The organism is Streptomyces sp. NPDC005811, from assembly GCF_040630405.1.
Taxonomy (GTDB): domain Bacteria; phylum Actinomycetota; class Actinomycetes; order Streptomycetales; family Streptomycetaceae; genus Streptomyces.
This window is the reverse complement of record NZ_JBEXXK010000001.1, coordinates 113,505-127,866: the sequence shown is the minus strand read 5'-3', so window position 1 is coordinate 127,866 and position 14,362 is coordinate 113,505. Positions and strand designations below refer to the sequence as shown.

Genomic DNA, 14,362 nt, shown 5'->3' with positions numbered 1-14,362 from the left:
CCCCGGCAGGCAGGCGCCGCACCGGGATCCGGAAGCTGAGCGGTCCTACCGGGCCGCCCCCGCCCGTCGGCAGACGTACCAGCCCGCCGCCGTGAGCAGCAGCGCGAGGCCCGCGACCGTGCCGACCGTGACGCCGGTGGCGGCGAGGCTGCCGCCCGAGGCGGAGCCGGTGGTGGTCGTGCCCGAGTCGCCGCTGGTACCGCTCGTGCCGGTGCCGCCGGACGTGGTGGTACCACCGCTGTCTGTCGTGCCGTCGTCCGTGGCGACCGGGTCCTGGCCGACGAAGGCGACCGGGACCTTCACGTCCTGGGAGCGGTCGCCGGACAGGGTGTGGTCGGCGCGGGTGGCGAGGACGCAGGCCGCCTCGAAGCAGTCGGTGAACTCGTCCGCGGCGTCCACGGTCAGCTCCACCTCGAAGGTGCCGCCGGTGCCGTACGGGATCGCCAGGTCCTCGCCGTAGTCGGGCGGGTTCGAGGAGATCCAGGCCGAGCTGTGCGAGCCGCCGATCATGTCGACGCCGCCGATGCACGGGGTGGGCAGTTCGCCGTCGCCGTTGTCGACGCAGAGGGCGACGTAGATGCCCTTGCCGGTGTCGTAGCCGGAGCCGGTGACCTTGAGGGTCTGGCCCTCGGTGGCGAGGCCGTTGACGGGGGTGACGGTGAGTCTCTGGCCCTCGGAGCCGGTGACGGTCCGGGTGCCGGAGGGGGCCTGCTCCTCGCCGTCGTGGCCGCCGGTGCCGCCGGTGCCGGACTCCCTCACGGTCAGGGTGATCGGCGCGGTGCGGGTGGTGCCGACCCCGTTCCGGAACTCGGCGCGGTACGCGTACCCGTCCTGGGCGGCCTTCGCGGTGAAGGAGTACGCGTTCCCCGTCGCGCCCTCGATCCTCGTCCAGGTCTGCCCGCCGTCCGGGCTGACGCTCCAGCTCACCGTGGGCTCCGGGGTGCCGTCGGCGGAGGCGACGAAGGTCACCTCGTCGCCGGCCGTGACGCTCTGGTCGGTCGGGGACTGGACGACCTTCGGGGACATCCGCCGGTCCAGTCCGAGGACCTTGCTCTCCGCCTGGTCGGTGACGTAGACGGAGGCGGCGCCCGGAGTGACGGCCACGCCCGCGTAGGCGCCGGCGCGGCTGCCGGGCAGCACGAGCGGTTCGGCGGCCGGCTGGAGGGTCGTAGCGTCGTAGACCTCCAACGCGCCGTTGTTGTCGGCGCCGTTGTCCTCGGCGGTGCCGAAGTCCTCGCGCAGCACGAAGACTTCACCGGTGGTGGCGTCGAAGGCGGCGGCGGTGGGGCGGTCGGTGCCGGTCAGCGTGGCGCGTTTCTTGCCGTCCTTGTCGAAGACCAGGACGGAGGTGGTGCTACCGACCCACACCTGGCCGGTGACCGGGTCCGGTTCGACGAAGGTGACCTGCTCGGCCGGGATGTCGACGGTCGCCGTCACCGTGAAGGTGTCGAGGTCGATCCGGCGGAGGGTGCCGTTCGCACGGTCGCTGGACCAGGCCGCCCGGTGGGCGAGGTCGACACCGAACGCGTCGCCGCCGCCCGCGAGGGTGAGGGTACGGCCGTCGACGACCGCGCCGGTGGCCGCGTCGATCTCGGAGATCACGGCACCCTGGGCGACCAGCGTGGTGCCGGCCTTCGTCCCCGGTCCGACGCCGGTGATCTCGGTGCCGGACAGCCAGACGCCCTTGGCGGTGGCGTCGCCGTCCTTGGCGGTGCCGATGCCGCGGAGGGGGTAGTGGAAGACGACGCCGTCACCGGCGAGCGGGGCGGCGATCCGGCGGACGACCCGGTTGGCGAGGGCGCCCGTGGAGCCGGGGGCCTGCTGGACATGGCTCAGGAGTCTCCCGTCCGCGGGGTCGAGGGCGTAGAGGCCCTGTTCGCTCACCCCGGCCGTGTCGGTGATGTCGTCCGCACCGACGTACAGCTTCCCGGAGTCGGGGTGCAGCAGCAGGTCCAGCGGGCGGCCGGCGGTGGTGAACTCGGCGGCCCGGGTGTAGGTGACGGTCCCGGCCGGTACGTCCACGCCGTCGCCGCCGTCGTCCCCGTCGCCGGGGTCCTGGCCCTGGAAGGTGATCGGGATGCGGACGTCCTGGGAGCGGTCACCGGTGCCGTTGTGGTCGACGCGGGTGATGACCGAGCAGGCGACCTGGGTGCAGTCGAGGCCGCTGTCCTTGCCGGTGACGGCCAGTCCGACGTCGAAGGTGCCGCCGTCGCCCCACTCCTCGGCGACCCCGGCGGGGGCCTCGGTGGAGCCCTTCGGGACGATCCACCGCGACGCCCCGCTGCCGCCTGTCTGGTCGGCGCCGCCGAGGCAGGGGGTGGGGATGCGGTTGTCGCCGTTGTCCTTGCAGACGGCGACGTAGACGCCCTTGGTGGCGTCGTAGCCGGAACCGGTGACCCGCAGCGTCTCGCCGGCCGGGTCGAGGTGCGCGGAGGCGGAGACGGTGAGTCTCTGCCCGTCCTTGCCGAGAGCGGTACGAGGGGTGTCGGCCGCCTGCGCGACCGGACCGGCGACGAGCGCGCCGACGGTCACGGAGGCGGCCACCAGGGCGGCGGCGCCGAGCAGCGCCGCCGGGCGTCCGGGCGTGGTGGGCGCCACCGCCTGCCTCACTGGAAGGTGATCGGGACGTGGACGTCGTACTTGCGGTCGTTGGTGTCGAAGTGGTCGGCACGCGTCACGACCGCGCACGTCACGTCCTCGCCGCAGACGCTGCCGTCGTCGAGCGTGGCCTTGACGTAGATGCTCACGCTGAAGGTGCCGCCGGTGCCGAACGTGGAGCTGTTGGCGAAGAGCCCGCCGAAGGTGTTGTTGATCCAGTGCGAGGCGCCGGTGGAGCCGCTCTCGTCCTGGCCGCCGAGGCAGGGGCTGGGCTTGTTGACGCCCGCCGCGCCGTCCACGACACAGAGGCCGACGTAGATGCCCTGGCTGGTGTTGTACCCGGAGCCGGAGACCGTGATGACCTGGCCGGAGGCGGCGGCGGTGTCCGGTGCGGTGAGGGACAGGGTGTAGGTGGTGCCGCCGTCCACGACCGTGCGGGTGGAGGTGGCGGCGGAGGCGGAGGTCGCGAGGCCCAGGGTCAGGGCACCGGCTGCGGCGACGGCGAGTGCGGCGCGAGCGGCGGGGATTCTCATGGGGGTCCTCTCCGAAGCAGGTAAACTTAGGTAAGGCTTACCTAACTATGATCTTGAGTGATTGTCAATGGACGGTAAAGCCAAGGGTGAAGTCCGGCCGGTCGACGCCCACTTGGGTCAGCTCGATCGCGTGCTCGCCCACAACTGCCGTGTCGTACACGGGAAATGACCGGGCGATACGACCCTCCGCGTCGACCGTGTCCTGATAGCGGGTGTCGCCGTCGATCGCGACGAGCACGACGGCACCGGGGGTCAATCCCGTCGCGGTGACGGTCTGCCGGGTGCCGGGGGCGAGGGCGGCGTGAGCGACGACAGCAGCCGGCGGCTCGGTCTCGCGCCGCTCCACGGGGCTCGGGGACGGCCGCGGGCTCTCCTCCTGAGGCACCGTCACCTCGAACTCGCCCAGTCCGTCGCCCTCCTGGAACTCCGTCCCGCTCCAGGAGGACAGCAGGTCCGCCCCCTCGGCGGTGAGGGACGCCCGTACGCCGGCCAGGTCGGCCAGCGCCAGTTCACGGGCCCGGCCGTCGACGACCGTACGGGCGTACAGCTCACCCTCGCCGCCGGAGAGCCGCAGGCGCAGCCCGGCCAGCACGAGGGGTTGCCCGCCGGGCCCGTCGAGGAGGGCCGCGCCGCCCAGCTCCAGTGCGTCCGCGCCGCCCCCGAGGACGGGGAACGAGACACCGCCGTCGGCGGCCCGCACGGCGGGCGCGGTGACATCGAGCGAGACCCCGGGAACGGCCGGGATCCACTCCACGCTCCCCGCGTCGGCCACCGCCACAGGGGCACCCAGCGCGAACAGGACGCCGGCCGCCAGGGCGACGGCGCCGGTTCTCTTCGCCATGTTCAGTTCTCCCAGGATGAGGTGAGGATGTGTCAGGCCCCGCGACGGCGGCGGGCCCAGAACCAGGCGCCAGCGCCCACCGCCACCAGTCCGGCGGCGGTCAGGCCGACGGGGAGCGCGAGGCCGGAGCCGGTGTCGGCCATGGAGCCGTCGGCCGCCTTCCCGGTCGCCTTCCCGGTCGCGGTGCCGGTGCCGGATCCGGTCGTCGCACTCCCGCTCCCGCTCCCGCTCGCGCTCGGCGTCGAGGGCGTCCCCGAGGAGACGGCCGAGCCGAACGTCACCGGGATCCGTACCGTCTGGCTCTGGTCGCCGCCCCGCGTGTGGTCGTTGCGGGTGATGACCGCGCAGGTCACCCCGGCCGCCGTGCAGTCGGTGTTGGCGTCCTTGGCGCGCACCTTGATCTGCACGCTGAAGGTGCCCCGGTGCGCGCTGCCGCCGTACGGCTTCGCGAGCCCCTCGCCGTAGGACGGCGGGTTGGAGGAGATCCACGCCGACGCGCCCGACTCGCCGGACATGTCGACGCCGCCGACGCACGGCGTGGGCGTCCTCCCGGAGCCGTTGTCGACGCAGAAGGCGACGTAGATGCCCTTCTCCGTGTTGTAGCCGGAGCCGGTCACGGTGACCGTCTCGCCCGCCGGGTCGAGGCCCGACGACGTGGACACGGTGAGTTTCTGGCCCTCGGGCCCGGTCGCCGTACCGCCCGCCGCGACGGCCGCCGTGGCCGCCGGGAGGAGCAGGGCGGACGCCGAGGCGACCGTGAGGAGAACGCCAACTCCGTGACCACGCAGGCCACTTGACCAAGCCATGGAAGACCCCCGGCACGCGAAACTAAGGGAAGGCTAACCTAAACTAATCCTCATCTGTGTGCCAGCCGAGCGGAAGGGAAACGCCATGCGCGTGACGGGGAGACAGCGGCCGGGAAGAGCTCTCGCAGCCCTCGGACTGGCGCTCGCCCTGCTGACGGGGGCCTGCTCTGCGGGCGGTTCCACGACGGCGGGAGCGGACCCGGCGCCCTCGGACGCGAGCGCCCGGGCGGCCGCCGCCCGCAAGCAGCTCGCGGCGAACTCCCTGGTCCCGCTGCCCGGCCCGGCGCCCACCCCGGAGCTGCCGGTCACCGTCGACTCCTCCGACGGCCGCGAGGTCACGGTGCAGGACGCCTCCCGCATCCTGCCGCTCAACGGGGGCGTCGCGGAGATCGTGTTCACGCTCGGGCTCGGCGACCGTGTCGTCGGCCGGGACATCACCGCCACCTTCACGGAGGCGAAGCAGCTGCCCCAGGTCACCAAGGCGCACGACGTGAGCGCGGAGAGCGTGCTGTCGCTGCGGCCGACGGTGGTGCTCGCCGACACCGACACCGGCCCGAAGGAGGCGATCGACCAGATCAGGGACGCCGGGATCCCCGTCGTCGTCCTCGATCCGGCGACGGAACTGGCCGATGTCACCACCCGCACCACCCGGATCGCCGAGGCCCTCGGCGTGCCGGCCGCCGGGAAGGCGCTCAACCGGCGGATGGCGGGCGAGCTCGCCGCCGCCCGGGCCGCCGTCCCCGGGGGCAGCCGCCCCAAGGTCGCGTTCCTGTACCTGCGGGGCAGCGCGGCCGTCTATCTGATCGGCGGCAAGGGCTCGGGCGCGGACTCGCTGCTGGCGGCGGCGGGCGCGGTGGACGCGGGCACGGCCGCCGGCCTGGACAAGCCGTTCACCCCGATCACCACCGAGGCCCTCGCCCAGGCCCGGCCGGACGTCATCCTGATGATGACCAAGGGCCTGGAGTCGGTCGGCGGCCTCGACGGGCTGCTGGCGATCCCGGGCATCGCCCAGACCCCGGCCGGCCTGCACCGCCGGGTCGTCGACCTGGAGGACGGCGTGCTGCTGAGCTTCGGCCCGCGCACGCCGCTCGTCATAGACATCCTGGTGGACCGGGTCCACCGGGACTGATCAGAAGGTGTAGGCGTCGACCTCGGCGAGATACCGGGCCCGCCGCTCCTCGTCGTCCTCCAGGAAGGAGGCGGTGAAGGAGTTGCGGGCCAGCTCGCGCAGGCGCTCCTCGGTCAGGCCGAGGGTCTGCCGTACGGCGTCGAAGTTGTCGCCCGCGTAGCCGCCGAAGTAGGCCGGGTCGTCGGAGTTGACCGTGCACACGAGCCCGGCGTCGAGCATCGCGGGCAGCGGATGGTCGGCGAGGGTGTCGACGGTGCGCAGCCGGACGTTGGACAGCGGGCACAGCGTCAGCGGGATCCGCTCGCGCACCAGCCGCTCCACCAGGGCCGGGTCCTCCATGCAGCTCAGCCCGTGGTCCACGCGCTCGACCCCGAGGACGTCCAGGGCCTCGGTGATGTACTCCGGCGGGCCCTCCTCCCCCGCGTGCGCCACCCGCCGCAGCCCCAGCGCGGCGGCGGCCTCGTACACCTCGCGGAACTTCACCGGAGGGTGCCCCACCTCGGCGGAGTCCAGGCCGATGCCGGTGATCCGGTCGAGGTACGGCTTCGCCGCGTCCAGCGTCTCGAGCGCCGACTCGGCGGATTCGTCGCGCAGGAAGCAGAGGATCAGCCGGGTGGAGACGCCGTGGGTGGTCTCGCTGCCGCCGAGCGCCCGCCACAGCCCCTCGACCACCGTGCCCATGCCGACGCCCCGAGCGAGATGGGCCTGCGGGTCGAAGAAGATCTCCGCGTGGCGGACGCCCTGGGCGGCCGCCCGGGCGAGGTAGGCGTTCGCGAGGTCCTCGAAGTCCCGCTCGGTGCGCAGGACGGCCATCAGCTCGTAGTACAGGTTCAGGAAGGACTGGAGGTCCTCGAACCGGTAGGCCTCGCGCAGCGCTTCCGTGTCGGCGTACGGCAGGGCGACCCCGTTGCGGGCGGCCAGCGCGAAGGCCAGCTCCGGCTCCAGGGTGCCTTCGATGTGCAGGTGCAGTTCAGCTTTCGGGAGGGGCATCAAAGCATCGTACGGCTGTTTTACCGCCGTTTCGGCAGCGGCACCCTCAGCAGGTCGTGCGCCACGGTCAGCTCGCCCGCGAAGCCCGCGGCCCGTGCCTGCCGCTCGAACTCGTCCGGCTCGGTGTAGCGCTGGCTGAAGTGGGTGAGCACGAGATGCCGTACGCCGGCCTCCACGGCGACGCGGGCGGCCTGACCGGCGGTCAGATGGCCGTGGTCGACGGCGAGCCGCTCGTCCTCGTCGAGGAAGGTCGACTCGATGACGAGCATGTCGGCGCCCTCGGCGAGCGCGTGGACGCCGTCGCACAGCCGGGTGTCCATGACGAACGCGAACCGCTGTCCGCGCCGGATCTCGCTGACGTCGTCGAGTGTCACCCCGTCGACCGAGCCCTCCCGCTGGAGCCGGCCCACGTCCGGGCCCTTGAGGCCGTGCGCGGCGAGACGCTCGGGGAGCATGCGGCGGCCGTCGGGTTCGGTGAGCCGGTAGCCGTAGGACTCGACGGGGTGGGAGAGCTTGCGGGCGTCGAGGGTGTAGGAGGGCCGGGCGTCGAGGACCCCGTCCGCGCTCACCGGGACCTGCGTCAGGGCGACGGTCTCGCGGTAGGCGGTGGCGTACCGGAGGCGGTCGAAGAAGCGTTCGCCGGAGAGCGGGTAGTGGACGGTGACCTCGTGCGGGACCTGGTCCAGGTTGATGCGCTGGATGACCCCGGCGAGGCCGAGCGAGTGGTCCCCGTGGAAGTGCGTGACGCAGATCCGGTTCAGGTCGTGCGCGGCGACCCCGGCCCGCAGCATCTGGCGCTGGGTGCCCTCGCCGGGGTCGAACAGGATGCCCTCGCCGTCCCAGCGCAGCAGATAGCCGTTGTGGTTGCGGTGCCGGGTGGGGACCTGACTGGCGGTGCCGAGGACGACGAGCTCACGTACGGACATGGCGGACTATCCGGGGGGCCACTGGAGGCCACGGCCGCCGAGGACGTGCGCGTGGGCGTGCCAGACGGTCTGGCCGGCGCCGCTGCCGGTGTTGAAGACGATCCGGTAGCTCTCCAGCTTGTCCTCCTCGGCGACCGCCTTCGCCTCGCGCAGGACGTCCGCGGCGATCGCCGGTTCGGCGGCGGCCAGCTCCGCGGCGTTCTCGTAGTGCACCTTGGGGATCACCAGGACGTGGGTGGGCGCCTGCGGGTTGATGTCCCGGAAGGCGACGGTCGTCTCCGTCTCGCGGACGATCGTCGCCGGGATGTGGCCCTCGGCGATCTTGCAGAACAGACAGTCGTCCTGCGGTTCCCCTGCCATGTCGGTCCCCTCGGGTTGAGCCGGTGATCGGGTGGCATCGTAGCGTTGTCGGGTGCGGGTGCCATCGTGGCTGGTCGCGCAGTTCCCCGCGCCCCTTAACTTGGCAGACTTGGCGGAGTTTTCGCTGGACGTTCCTCCAGTGCCTGCAAGGCGAGGCTCACCGCCTCGTCCAACTGGACGTCCCTGCCCGCCGCGTGGTCCTGCGGGGTGCAGACCACCTCTACGTCGGGGTCGACTCCGTGGTTCTCCACCCCCCAGCCGTAGCCCTCCAGCCAGATGGCGTACTTGGGCTGGGTGACCAGGGTGCCGTCGACCAGGTGGTAGCGGCTGTCGATGCCGATCGTGCCGCCCCAGGTGCGGGTGCCGACGACCGGGCCGATGCCGAGGGCCTTGATGGCGGCGTTGACGATGTCGCCGTCGGAGCCGGAGAACTCGTTGGCGACGGCGACCACGGGGCCGCGCGGGGCGTCCAGGGGGTAGGAGAACGGGCGGGCGTCGCGCGGGACGTCCCAGCCGACGATCCGGCGGGCGAGCTTCTCCACGACCAGCTGGGAGGTGTGGCCGCCGCGGTTCTCCCGGACGTCCACGACGAGGCCCTCACGGGCCACCTCGACGCGCAGGTCGCGGTGGATCTGGGCCCAGCCGGGCGCCTGCATGTCGGGGACGTGGAGGTAGCCGAGGCGGCCGCCGGAGACCTCGTGGACGTACGCCCGGCGGTCGGCGACCCAGGCGTGGTAGCGCAGGGCCTCCTCGTCGTCGATGGGGACCACGACCGCGTGCCGGGGCTCGCCCCCGCCGGCCGGGGAGACGGTCAGTTCGACGACCTTGCCGGCCGTGCCGACGAGCAGCGGGGCGGGGCCGGTGACCGGGTCCACCGGGTGGCCGGCCACGGCGAGGATCGCGTCGCCCGCCCGTACCGCGACGCCGGGGGCGGCGAGCGGGGAGCGGGCGTCGGGGTCGGAGGTCTCCGAGGGCAGGACGCGGTCGATGCGCCAGCTGCCGTCGTCGTGGCGGGAGAGGTCGGCGCCGAGGAGGCCCTGGCGGGCGCCGCGGCCGTGGCCGCCGCGCGGGGAGACATAGGCGTGGGAGGTGCCGAGTTCGCCGTGCACCTCCCACAGCACGTCGACCAGGTCGTCGTGGGTGGCGACCCGGTCGAGGAGCGGCCGGTAGCGGTCCAGGACGGCGTCCCAGTCGAGTCCGCCGAGGTCGGCGAGCCAGAAGTTGTCCCGCATGATGCGGCCGGTCTCGTCGTACATCTGGCGCCACTCGGCCGCCGGGTCGACGGTCTGCCGGATCCGGCCGAGGTCGACGGTGATGTTGGTGTCGCTGTCCTCGTCGCCGGAGGCGCGCCGGTCGCTGGGGACGACCTTGAGCTTGCCGTCGGTGCGCAGCAGCAGCCGTTTGCCGTCGCCGCTGACCTCGAAGCCGTCGGCGTCGGCGGCGAGGTGTTCGATGCGCTGCTGGACGAGGTCGTAGCGCTCCAGCTCGGTGCGCGGGTCGGGGTCGTCCGGGGTGGCCCGGGAGGCGCCGAGGACACCGCGTACGGGATGCCGCAGCCACAGGACGCCGTCCTTGGCGGCGGCGAGGGAGGAGTAGCGGCCGGCCTCGACGGGGAAGGGCACTATCCGGTCGGCGAGGCCTTCGAGGTCGATGCGGGTGGCGGGGGTGCCCTCGCTGTCGGGGGTCTCGTCCTTGTCGGGGGCGTCGAAGGGACGGCCGTGGCGCTGCGGGCCGAACGGGGACGGGGTCGTCGCCGCGAGGGTGATCAGGTGCGGGCGGGCGCCGGCCGGGAAGGCGAGGTCGAAGACGTGTTCGTCGTAGACCGGGTCGAAGGCGCGGGTGGAGAGGAACGCCAGGTGCTTGCCGTCGAGGGTGAAGGCGGGCGCGTAGTCGCGGAAGCGCAGCGGGGTGGCCTCGGTGACCGAGAGGTCGGTGACGTTGGCGAGTTTGAGCTGGGCGAGCGGGGGCGGGCCGGGGTGGGACCAGGCGAGCCAGCCGGAGTCCGGGGAGAAGACCAGGTCGGAGACCTCTCCGTCGGCGCTGCGGTCGACCTCGCGGACCTCTCCGCTCTCCCGTTCGACGAGGAGGAGCCGGCCGTCGTGCGTGGCGACGGCGGCCCGGCCGCCGTCGGGGGCCATGGCGAGTTCCAGGACCCGGCCGAGGCGTCCGGCCGCGAGCCGGCGCGGGGTGGCGCCGGGGACTGCTCCGGTGGCGGGCGCGAACTCCAGGGCGTCCTCGCCCTCGGCGTCCGTCACCCAGACGACCCACTCCTCGCCCTCCGTGCGGAAGGTGCGCGGCAGCCGTGCCCGCACTCCGGGCTGGGCGGCGAGAGCGCGGGCGGGTCCGGAGCGGTGGGTCACCCAGTGGACGGCGCCGCGCACCTCGACGGCGCTGCCGCGCGCGGTGTGGTCCGGGGCGGCGCCGCCGAGCCAGCGGGCGGCGGTGACGGGGTGGGGGCGGCGGTCGGTGCGCTGTCCGCCGAGGCGGATGTCGAGGCGGCGGGGCTCGGCGCCGTCGAGGTCGTCGAGCAGCCACAGTTCACCGGCCGAGGCGTACGCGATCCGGGTGCCGTCGCCGGTGGCCTGGCGGGCGTAGAAGCCGTCGAGAGCGGTGTGGCGGCGCAGGTCTGAGCCGTCGGCGAGGGAGGAGTAGAGCGCGCCGGTGCCCTCGTGGTCGGAGAGGAACGCGATCCGGTCCCCCGCCCACACCGGGCATTCGAGGTTGCCGTCGAGGTCCTGGTGCAGCCGGACGAACTCGCCGCTGCCGTCCCGGTCGATCCAGAGCTTTCCGGCCGTACCGCCCCGGTAGCGCTTCCAGTAGGCGGCCTCGCGGCCCATCGGCGCGGACAGCAGCACGGTGTGCGGGCCGTACGCGACGGCGCCCACGGGGCCGTACGGCAGGGTGGTGGCCGGTCCGCCGTCGACCGGGACGGCGCGGGCCCAGCTGCGGCGCAGGGTGGCCTGGTCGTGGGTGCTGACGGCGAGGACCCGGCCGTCGGGGGTCCAGCCGCGCACCCGGGTCTGCCAACTCCCCCAGTGCGTCAGGCGGGTGGCCGGTCCGCCGTCGACGGGCGCGAGGTGCACCTCGGGGGCGCCGTCGCGGGTGGAGGTCCAGGCGACGGTGGTTCCGTCGGGTGAGATGCGGGGTGCCGAGACGGGGACGTTGTCGGCACTGACCCGCCAGGCGCGTCCCCCGTCGAGGGGAGCGAGCCACACGTCGTCCTCGGCGGCGAACGCCACCAACTCGCCGTGCGGATGCGGGTGTCGGAAGTATGCGGCAGGCGTCGCGGACTGTGTCACCAGATCACTGTATTCAGGGATGGGACCGCAGGTCAGGGGTTTCGATCACTTCTGTCCGCCCTGGGCGTCCACGGTCCGGGTGACGGTCACGGTGACCGTGACGGTCGGCCGGGCGCCGGACGGTCCGCCGGACGGGGCGGAACCCGACGGTCCGGCCGAGGAGGAAGGGGCCTCGACCGGCGAGGGCTTCGCGGAGCCGCAGTCCCCGAGCCCGCTGACCCGGAACAGCTCCTTCTTGCCGACGTCCGCCCGCAGATCGCCGCGCACGCACTTGCCGTCGACGGCCCGTTCGACCTTGCCGGTGACCGTGATGTCCTTGCCGTCCGCGGTCTGCCCCTGGCAGTCGACGGAGACGAGGCGGTCCGCCCGGGCGGCGGTGCAGGTCAGCCAGCGGACGTCCACGTCCCGGCGCCCGATCTCGGCCGTGGCTGCCTGATCGGTGGTGTACGCCACGGAGATGCCGCTCACCCCGCCGCCCGGCTCGCAGGCCACGGCGGCGCCCACGGCGACAGGCACGAACAGGAGAAGCCAAATCCGCCTCAATACCCCCATGGACGGCAGCCTGCCACTCCCGCCCGCGGCGCGGTAGCCCGGATGCGGCCAGGATCGCCCGGGTCAACCGCGCAGCAGGAGCCACTCCTGAAGCTCCACCAGATTGCCTTCGGGGTCCTTGAGATGGGCGACGCGCATCCGGTCGGTCATCGGGGCGGGGCCGTGCAGCAGGGTGGCGCCCCGGGAGGTGATCTGCGCGCAGTACGCGTCGAGGTCGTCGACGCGCAGCACCACCAGGGAGCGGTGCCCGGCCGCCGGGCCGTCGAGTTCGTCGAGAACGGCGGCCATCATGGCGCGGTCCTGGAGGGCGATCCCGGCGGAGCCGGTGCGCGGGCTGAACTTCTCGTACGGGCCCCCGGCCGCGCCGGACTGCGGGGTCAGGCCGAGGACGTCGTCGTAGAAGCGGTAGCAGGCGGCGAAGTCGGTGACGAGGAGCCGTATCTGGGCAAGTTCCACGGGTGCTCCCGGCGTCAGGACCAGCGGCCGGTGCGGCCGAGGAGGAGGGCCGCGGCGGCGGTGCCCGCGGTGGAGGTGCGCAGCACGGTGGGGCCGAGGACGTGGGGCCGGGCGCCGGCCTCGGCGAAGGCGGCCAGTTCGTCGGGGGAGACGCCTCCCTCGGGGCCGACGACGAGCACGATCTCGCCGTGGGCGGGGAGTGCGGCGCCGGCGAGCCGGTCCTCGCCGCTCTCGTGCAGGACGGCCGCGAAGTCGGCCCCCGCGAGCAGCGCGGCGACCTGCTTGGTGCTCGCCGCGTCGGCGACCTCGGGGAAGCGGACCCGGCGGGACTGCTTGCCGGCCTCGCGGGCGGTGGCCCGCCACTTGCCGAGCGCCTTCAGGCCCCGCTCGCCGCGCCACTGGGTGATGCAGCGGGACGCCTGCCAGGGCACGATCGCGTCGACGCCGACCTCGGTCATCGTCTCGACGGCGACCTCGCCGCGGTCGCCCTTGGGGAGGGCCTGGACGACGGTGATCCGGGGGGACGCCTCGGGTTCGTCCCGGACCGGTCCCAGGTCCAGCACCAGCCGGTCCTTGCCCTCGGCGGCGCGGACGACGCCCTCGGCCCAGCGGCCGTGCCCGTCGGTGAGGACGACGTCCTCGCCGGGCCGCAGCCGCTTCACGGAGACGGCGTGCCGCCCCTCGGGCCCGTCGAGCACGAACTGCGGCCCCGCGGGGGCGAGCCGGTCGACGACGAAGACGGGCGCGGTCATCGCGCGTCGCCCTCGGCCGAGGCGGCCCGCGCGGCCGCCAGTTCCGCGACCAGTACCTCGACGAGCTCCGCGGCGGGCAGCTCGCGGGCCATGCGGTGGCCCTGGCCGGCCCACAGGGCCATGCCCTGCGCGTCGCCGGCCTTGGCGGCGGCCTTGCGCAGCGGGGAGGTGAGGTGGTGGACCTCGGGGTAGGCGGCGGGGGCGTAGGGGCCGTGCTCGCGCAGGAAGCGGTTGACCAGGCCGCGGGCCGGGCGGCCGGAGAAGGCGCGGGTCAGCTCGGTGCGGACGAACAGGGGGTCGGTGAGGGCGGCCTTGTGCACGGCCTGCGCCCCGGACTCGGGGGTGGCGAGGAACGCGGTGCCGAGCTGGGCGGCGCTCGCGCCGGCCGCGAGGACGGCGGCGATCTGGCTGCCGCGCATGATGCCGCCGGCGGCGACGACCGGCAGGCCCACGGCCTCGCGGACCTGGCCGAGCAGGGCGAGCAGGCCGAGGGCGGAGCCGTCGTTCTCGGGGATGTCCTTGTGGGTGCCCTGGTGGCCGCCGGCCTCCGTGCCCTGCACGATGACCGCGTCCGCGCCGGCCCGCTCGACGGCGAGCGCCTCCTCGGCGGAGGTCACGGTGACGAGGGTGAACGTCCCGGCCCGGCGCAGGGACTTCAGCGTGTCGGCGGCCGGGACGCCGAAGTGGAAGGAGACCACCGGCACGGGGTCGTCCAGCAGTACGGCGATCTTGGCGTCGTAGCCGTCGTCGCGGCCGCTGTCGGGGTCGCCGAGCTCGGTCTCGTACCAGGTGACCTCACCGGCGAGCTGCTCGGCGTAGAGCTGGACGGCGCCCGTCTCGGGATACTCGGGCTGCGGCATGAAGAGGTTCACGCCGAAGGGGCGGCCGGTCAGTCCGCGGAGCTGCTTGATCTCCTGGTACATGCCGTCGGCCGTCTTGTAGCCGCCGGCCAGGAATCCGAGCCCGCCGGCCTCGGAGACGGCGGCGGCGAGCGGCGGTACGGAGACACCGCCCGCCATGGGGGCCTGCACGATCGGGTGGGGGAAGAGATCGGTCAGCTCGGAGGACATGACGGCATGTTGTCACGTCCTCCGAACAAGTCCGAAACCGGCCACCGCTT

The 14,362-nt window shown here is 73.6% G+C and carries 13 protein-coding genes; 1 reads left to right on the top strand and 12 read right to left on the bottom strand.

The features are described 5' to 3' along the window. Positions 1-45: 45 nt before the first annotated feature. From ABZ490_RS00570 to ABZ490_RS00555, 4 genes are all read right to left on the bottom strand, one after another. Positions 46-2,598: an immunoglobulin I-set domain protein gene (locus tag ABZ490_RS00570; RefSeq protein ID WP_358982376.1), complete on the bottom strand. Its 2,553-nt coding sequence runs from the start codon at positions 2,596-2,598 to the stop codon at positions 46-48. Between the two features lie 8 nt (positions 2,599-2,606). Further along, positions 2,607-3,131: a hypothetical protein gene (locus ABZ490_RS00565; protein WP_358982374.1), complete on the bottom strand. Its 525-nt coding sequence runs from the start codon at positions 3,129-3,131 to the stop codon at positions 2,607-2,609. A 64-nt stretch (positions 3,132-3,195) separates the two neighbouring features. Then, entirely contained in the window at positions 3,196-3,972 is a 777-nt protein-coding gene (locus ABZ490_RS00560; protein WP_358982372.1) for a hypothetical protein, read from the bottom strand. Between the two features lie 32 nt (positions 3,973-4,004). Further along, complete coding sequence (locus ABZ490_RS00555) at positions 4,005-4,778, bottom strand: hypothetical protein (RefSeq protein WP_358982370.1); 774 nt, start codon at positions 4,776-4,778, stop codon at positions 4,005-4,007. 85 nt (positions 4,779-4,863) lie between these two features. Here ABZ490_RS00555 and ABZ490_RS00550 point away from each other — a divergent pair, with 85 nt between their 5' ends. Then, entirely contained in the window at positions 4,864-5,907 is a 1,044-nt protein-coding gene (locus ABZ490_RS00550) for an ABC transporter substrate-binding protein (protein WP_358982368.1), read from the top strand. On the opposite strand, the gene ABZ490_RS00545 is transcribed toward ABZ490_RS00550, so the two are convergent. The 8 genes from ABZ490_RS00545 to ABZ490_RS00510 form a co-directional block, all read right to left on the bottom strand. Further along, a complete protein-coding gene (locus tag ABZ490_RS00545) occupies positions 5,908-6,897 on the bottom strand; it encodes an adenosine deaminase (RefSeq protein WP_358982366.1) in 990 nt (329 codons plus the stop codon). It abuts the gene before it with no gap. Between the two features lie 20 nt (positions 6,898-6,917). Then, entirely contained in the window at positions 6,918-7,823 is a 906-nt protein-coding gene (locus ABZ490_RS00540) for a ribonuclease Z (protein ID WP_358982364.1), read from the bottom strand. A gap of 6 nt (positions 7,824-7,829) precedes the next feature. Further along, the gene (locus tag ABZ490_RS00535; protein WP_358982362.1) at positions 7,830-8,183 is read right to left on the bottom strand and encodes a histidine triad nucleotide-binding protein; all 354 of its coding nucleotides are present in this window, start codon (positions 8,181-8,183) and stop codon (positions 7,830-7,832) included. A gap of 95 nt (positions 8,184-8,278) precedes the next feature. Continuing rightward, complete coding sequence (locus ABZ490_RS00530; RefSeq protein ID WP_358982360.1) at positions 8,279-11,482, bottom strand: S41 family peptidase; 3,204 nt, start codon at positions 11,480-11,482, stop codon at positions 8,279-8,281. Between the two features lie 45 nt (positions 11,483-11,527). Then, positions 11,528-12,034, bottom strand: a complete 507-nt coding sequence (locus ABZ490_RS00525; protein WP_358982358.1) for a hypothetical protein — start codon at positions 12,032-12,034, stop codon at positions 11,528-11,530. Between the two features lie 63 nt (positions 12,035-12,097). Continuing rightward, positions 12,098-12,490: a VOC family protein gene (locus ABZ490_RS00520; protein WP_358982356.1), complete on the bottom strand. Its 393-nt coding sequence runs from the start codon at positions 12,488-12,490 to the stop codon at positions 12,098-12,100. Positions 12,491-12,504: 14 nt separating this feature from the next. Next, positions 12,505-13,242: a 16S rRNA (uracil(1498)-N(3))-methyltransferase gene (locus tag ABZ490_RS00515; RefSeq protein WP_358982354.1), complete on the bottom strand. Its 738-nt coding sequence runs from the start codon at positions 13,240-13,242 to the stop codon at positions 12,505-12,507. Beyond that, positions 13,239-14,312 (bottom strand): nitronate monooxygenase, encoded by a 1,074-nt coding sequence (locus tag ABZ490_RS00510; RefSeq protein WP_358982351.1) that lies wholly within the window; start codon positions 14,310-14,312, stop codon positions 13,239-13,241. Before ABZ490_RS00510 ends, ABZ490_RS00515 begins: the two co-directional genes overlap by 4 nt. Between the last annotated feature and the right edge of the window lie 50 nt (positions 14,313-14,362).

Bases quoted from the DNA above. Each gene is read 5' to 3' on its own strand.
- ABZ490_RS00565 (WP_358982374.1), bottom strand. From the start codon at position 3,131: ATGAGAATCCCCGCCGCTCGCGCCGCACTCGCCGTCGCCGCAGCCGGT.
- ABZ490_RS00560 (WP_358982372.1), bottom strand. From the start codon at position 3,972: ATGGCGAAGAGAACCGGCGCCGTCGCCCTGGCGGCCGGCGTCCTGTTC.
- ABZ490_RS00555 (WP_358982370.1), bottom strand. From the start codon at position 4,778: ATGGCTTGGTCAAGTGGCCTGCGTGGTCACGGAGTTGGCGTTCTCCTC.
- ABZ490_RS00550 (WP_358982368.1), top strand. From the start codon at position 4,864: ATGCGCGTGACGGGGAGACAGCGGCCGGGAAGAGCTCTCGCAGCCCTC.
- ABZ490_RS00545 (WP_358982366.1), bottom strand. From the start codon at position 6,897: ATGCCCCTCCCGAAAGCTGAACTGCACCTGCACATCGAAGGCACCCTG.
- ABZ490_RS00540 (WP_358982364.1), bottom strand. From the start codon at position 7,823: ATGTCCGTACGTGAGCTCGTCGTCCTCGGCACCGCCAGTCAGGTCCCC.
- ABZ490_RS00535 (WP_358982362.1), bottom strand. From the start codon at position 8,183: ATGGCAGGGGAACCGCAGGACGACTGTCTGTTCTGCAAGATCGCCGAG.
- ABZ490_RS00525 (WP_358982358.1), bottom strand. From the start codon at position 12,034: ATGGGGGTATTGAGGCGGATTTGGCTTCTCCTGTTCGTGCCTGTCGCC.
- ABZ490_RS00515 (WP_358982354.1), bottom strand. From the start codon at position 13,242: ATGACCGCGCCCGTCTTCGTCGTCGACCGGCTCGCCCCCGCGGGGCCG.
- ABZ490_RS00510 (WP_358982351.1), bottom strand. From the start codon at position 14,312: ATGTCCTCCGAGCTGACCGATCTCTTCCCCCACCCGATCGTGCAGGCC.